Annotated in this window: 2 protein-coding genes and 1 pseudogene; all 3 read left to right on the plus strand. The window is 74.6% G+C overall.

Features of this window, described 5'->3' with window-relative positions; all coding sequences use genetic code 11:
* Window positions 1–285: pseudogene (locus MXD58_RS20290) on the plus strand (antibiotic biosynthesis monooxygenase); the annotation flags it as partial.
* A 360-nt stretch (window positions 286–645) separates the two neighbouring features.
* Entirely contained in the window at window positions 646–3699 is a 3054-nt protein-coding gene (locus MXD58_RS20295) for a glycine--tRNA ligase (protein ID WP_248840013.1), read from the plus strand.
* A gap of 132 nt (window positions 3700–3831) precedes the next feature.
* On the plus strand, window positions 3832–4518 hold the full coding sequence (locus MXD58_RS20300) for a YdcF family protein (protein WP_248840012.1): 687 nt from the start codon (window positions 3832–3834) through the stop codon (window positions 4516–4518).
* The last annotated feature ends 184 nt before the right edge of the window (window positions 4519–4702 follow it).

Consider the following 4702-nt stretch of genomic DNA (forward strand, 5'->3'; position numbering starts at 1 on the left):
GCGCTGGACGCGCTCGCCGTGGCCCGCGGCTTCCGCTCGGGCCGACTCGCCCGAGCGCTCGACGCCCCCGAGTCCTGGCTGCTCATCACCGAGTGGGACGGCCCCGGCCCGTGGCGCCGCGCGCTGTCCTCCTTCGAGGTTCGGCGGACGCTGACGCCGCTGCTGGCACACGCGGTCGACGCCCCCGGCGCCTTCGAGATCCTCGCCGCCGTCGGCCCCGCGGCCGGCACCTTCAGCTCCGACCGCGCGGCCGACGCGGACACCGCGGCACCCCGCCGCCGCTGAGCGCCCCCATCCACCGCGCGGCTGAGCAGATCGCGGCCGCTTCTGTAGGGGCAAAACGGGCACGCAACGCTACAGAAGCGGCCCGATGGCCGTCCCACACGAGGTGCGGGTGCGGGCGCGGCCTCGCGGCGGATTGTCGGTGCGGACCGGTAGCCTCGAATCGGCATCGTGGCCACGCGGACAGGTGTGCGCCGGGCGCGGGTGCGTGGCACCTGCCCTCCGGTCGGCCGCTCGGCGTAGCCGTGATCGCTGACCGGCCCGCCCGCGGGCAGCCGTCCGTCCGCGGCCCGCAGACACCACCGGCGGCGGGGCGTCCCGCCCCGACCGTGACCGTGACCGTGAAAAGCCGAGGCTCACCCGATGCTGACCATGCAGGACGCGTTGCTGGCGTTGACCCGCTACTGGACCGACCACGGTTGCATGATCATGCAGCCGTTCAACACCGAGGTCGGCGCCGGTACGCTCAACCCGGCCACGGTCCTGCGGGTGCTCGGCCCGGAGCCGTGGCGGGTGGCCTACGTGGAGCCCTCGGTCCGCCCGGACGACTCCCGCTACGGCCAGAACCCGAACCGGCTGCAGACGCACACCCAGTTCCAGGTGATCCTCAAGCCGGACCCGGGTAATTCCCAGGAGCTCTACCTGGGCAGCCTGGCCGCGATCGGGGTCGACACCGCCGCCCATGACGTGCGTTTCGTCGAGGACAACTGGGCCTCGCCGGCGCTCGGCGCCTGGGGCCTCGGCTGGGAGGTCTGGCTCGACGGGCTGGAGATCACCCAGTTCACCTACTTCCAGCAGGCCGGCGGCCAGACCCTCGACACGACCAGCGTCGAGATCACCTACGGCGTGGAACGCATCCTCATGGCGCTGCAGGGGGTGCGTCACTTCAGCGAGCTGGCCTACGCCCCGGGGGTGTCCTACGGCGAGGTGTTCGGGCAGGCCGAGTACGAGATGTCGCGTTACTACCTCGACGACGCCGACATCGACACCGTGCGCCGGATGTACGCCGACTACGCCGCCGAGGCCCGCCGGCTGGTCGACGCGCGGCTGCCGGTCCCGGCCCACTCGTACGTGCTGAAGTGCTCGCACGCGTTCAACATCCTCGACTCCCGCGGCGCGGTCTCGACCACCGAGCGGGCGACGGCGTTCACCCAGATGCGCGGGCTGTCCCGGGAGGTCGCCGCGCTGTGGCGGGACCGCCGCGAGGAGCTCGGGTACCCGCTGGGCGTCGCGAGCCCGGCGGCGCCGGCCGTGCCGGCCGAGGTGACGGCGGCGGTGACCGAGCCGGCCACCCTGCTGTTCGAGATCGGGACCGAGGAACTGCCGGCCGCCGAGGTCACCCGCACGACCGAGGCGGTACGCGCCAGCCTGCTCGACCGGCTCGCCGCCACCCGCCTTACCCACGGCGAGGTCCGGGTGGCGGGCACGCCGCGGCGGATCGTGGCGATCGTCGAGGACGTGGCCCCGCGCGAGCCCGACGTCGAGCAGGAGGTGCGTGGCCCGCGGGTCTCGGCCGCCTACGACGCCACCGGCGCGCCGACGAAGGCCGTCACCGGCTTCCTGCGCGGGCAGGGCGGTGAACTGGCGGACCTGCGGGTCGTGACGCACCGCGGCGCCGAGCACGTCGCCCTGGTGCGCACCCAGGCTGGTCGCGACGCGCTCGACGTGCTCGCGGGCCTGCTCGGTGAGCTGGTCGCCGGCCTGCGCGCCGAGCGCAACATGCGCTGGGGCGACCCGACGCTGTCGTTCAGCCGTCCGGTGCGCTGGCTGGTAGCCCTGCTGGGCGAGACCGTGGTGCCGGTCGCGGTCTCGAGCCTCGCCGCCGGGCGGACCACCCGCGGGCACCGCCGCGCCGGCTCGCCGGTGATCGACGTGGCCGGCGCGGACGGCTATCCCGAGCTGCTCGCCACCCGCTCGGTCATGATCGACCCGGCGGAGCGGCGTGAGCTCATCGTCGACGAGGCGGCCAAGCTCACCGCCGACTCCGGCGGCCACATCGACCCCGTCGCCGACGCCGGCACCCTCGCCGAGGTGACGAACCTCGTCGAGTACCCGCGGCCGCTGCTGGGCGCCTTCGAGGCCCGCTTCCTGGCTCTGCCCGCCGAGATCCTCACCACCGTCATGCGCAAGCACCAGCGCTACCTGCCGGTGCGCGACGCGGCCGGGCAGCTGTTGCCCGCGTTCGTCGCCGTCGCCGACGGCGAGGTCGACGAGGCGCTGGTCCGCGCCGGCAACGAGGACGTCATCCGGGCCCGCTTCGCCGACGCGGCGTTCTTCTACGACGCGGACGTCAAGGTCCCCCTGGAGACGTTCCGGGCGGGCCTGGCGAAGCTCACCTTCGAGCAGCGGCTCGGCTCGGTGGCGGACCGGGCCGACCGGATCGGCGCGCTGGCCCGGGCACTCGGTGGCGAGATCGGTCTCGCGGGCGAGGCGCGGGCGACGCTGGACCGGGCCGCCGCGCTCGCCAAGTTCGACCTCGCCACCCAGATGGTCATCGAGCTGTCCAGCCTCGCCGGGACGATGGCGCGGGAGTACGCCCGCCGGGCCGGCGAGCCCGAAGCGGTCGCCACCGCGCTGTACGAGATGGAGCTGCCGCGCCGCGCCGGTGACGAGCTGCCGGGCACCGTTGCCGGCGCCCTGCTCGCCCTGGCCGACCGCCTCGACCTGCTCGTCGGGCTCTTCGCCCTGGACGCGGCCCCCAGCGGCAGCTCCGACCCGTTCGGCCTGCGCCGCGCCGCGCTCGGTGCCGCGGCCATCCTCGCCGGCCAGCCGGAGTTCGCCGGCCTGGACCTCGCGGACCTGCTGGCCAGGGCCGCCCGGCTGAGCCCCGTGCCGGTGTCCGCCGACGCGCTGGGCGCGGCCGAGAGGTTCGTCCGCGGCCGGTACACCCAGCAGCTTCTCGACAGCGGGGTGGACCACCGGCTGGTCGGCGCCGTCGGCCCGCTGACCGGCGTCCCGGCCCGCGCCGCGGCGACCCTCGTGACGCTGCGGACGCTCACCGGCGCCTCGTCGACGCCGGCGGACACCGCGGGATTCGCCGCTCTCGCCGCGGCACTGCAACGAGTGCGCCGGATCGTGCCGGCGGGCACGGCGGCAGTTCTCGACGGTGAACGGCTCGTCGAGCCGGCCGCGAAGCGCCTGCTGCTGGTCGTCACTGACCTCGCCCGTGCGCTCGGTGACCGGGGGCTGGGCGCGGACGAGGCCGCCGACGCTGCGTTCGTCCCGCTCGCGGACCTGGTCACGGCCGCCGCGGAGCTGCCGGTGGCCGTGGACGGCTTCTTCGACGGGTTGATGGTGATGGACCCCGATCCGGCGGTCCGCCGGGCCCGCCTGGGCCTGCTCGCCACCCTTCGGGACCTCACTGCGGCCACCCTCGACTGGGAGGCGCTCGGCTCGCCGGCGAGCGCCGGTCACTGACTCCCGCTGGTGACGGCCGAGACCTGACCGGCGGCGCAACCGCCGCCGGACAGGCCGCTCGCCCCGCGCAGGGGCGGGCGGAGGTGGTCCCGGGCACGAGGGAAGGCGCGGTAGAGGGCTAACGTCCTTTGCGTGGGTCTGTCCCGTCCTCGTTTCGCCTTCCGTCCATTTCACGCCGACTGGTATCGGGTGCGGTGGTGGCGATGGGCCGCGCGCGTGGTGGCCGCGCTCGTCGCGGCCCTCGTCATCGCCTCCGTCACGACGCTCGTCCAGGTGTGGTGGGTCGGCCGGGAGGACCATCACCCACGGTCCGACGTACTGGTCGTGCTCGGCGCGTCCCAGTACGACGGCCGCCCCTCCGCGGTGTTCGCCGCGCGGCTCGACCACGCCCTGGCGCTGTACCGCGAGGGAGTGGCGCCCGCCGTGATCACCATCGGTGGCAAGCAGCCGGGGGACCGCTTCACCGAGGCCGAGGCGGGCGCGGCCTACCTGCGCCGCCGGGGAGTGCCGGCGAACGAGGTGATCGTCGTGCCGGAGGGATCGGACACGCTCGGTTCGCTGACCGCGGTCGCCGGGGTGATGAACTCGCGGCACTGGCGCTCGGCGGTCCTGGTCACCGACCCGTGGCACAGTCTGAGGTCCCGCACGATGGCCCGTGACCTGGGACTGACCGCGAGCACGTCGCCGGTGACCACCGGACCGTCCGTCCGCGGCGTCGACACCAAGATCCACTACATCATCCGGGAGGGGCTGGGCTATCGCTGGTACCAGCTTTTCCACCGGGCCTCGCCGCCGGAGGCCAAGACCCGCGGGGTGTGAGCCGCCGCTCGGGTCTGTCCGTGTGGCCCGGGTCTGTGCGTGTGGCCCGGGTCTGTGTGTGTGGGCCCGGGTCTGTGTGTGTTGCCTGGGCCTGTGTGTGTTGCCTGGGCCTGTCCGCGCCGCCGGGACGGGCGCGGGCGGCACCGACCGGGCGACGCGGCGGACGGCACCATCCGGCGGGCGA

The sequence above is a fragment of the Frankia sp. AgKG'84/4 genome (assembly GCF_023242965.2).
Classification (GTDB): domain Bacteria; phylum Actinomycetota; class Actinomycetes; order Frankiales; family Frankiaceae; genus Frankia.